Source organism: Paenalicyclobacillus cellulosilyticus, from assembly GCF_014647315.1.
GTDB classification, from domain to species: Bacteria; Bacillota; Bacilli; order Alicyclobacillales; family Alicyclobacillaceae; genus Alicyclobacillus_J; species Alicyclobacillus_J cellulosilyticus.
The window spans coordinates 1-350 of record NZ_BMOY01000099.1 but is presented as its reverse complement, the minus strand read 5'-3'; the positions used below and the strand labels follow the sequence as shown (position 1 = coordinate 350).

Annotated in this window: 1 protein-coding gene; it reads right to left on the bottom strand. The window is 38.6% G+C overall.

Features of this window, described 5'->3' with window-relative positions:
• Positions 1 to 11: 11 nt before the first annotated feature.
• Positions 12 to 350: Mu transposase domain-containing protein (locus IEX97_RS12955; RefSeq protein ID WP_373289463.1), on the bottom strand; the 339-nt coding region annotated here is incomplete at its 5' end.

The following is a 350-nucleotide window of genomic DNA, read 5'->3' as shown; positions in this document are numbered from 1 at the left end:
AATAAAAGGATTTATACATGATCCGTCTCTCCCTTCCGTTGAACCGTATCCATTATCGCAAATGGGGATGGGGCTCGTTTGACATGCGCATTATCTTCCATGTTAACGGCTATCGCTTGTGCTACTTTTTTTCCATCTTCAAACACATACACCGCTCGATCATCGAGTCGAAGATCAATCTTCTGACCAATGAAAGAAGCGGGAACTTCATATAATTTCTTATCCAACGTAATCGTCCCATCTAATTTTACGACTCTTTTTGCTCTTTTTAAAAATACTGTCTCTAGTATGGAATGATCCTCTAAAAATGTGATATGATCTAATTGGGATTGAAATACTTGATGGGGTGT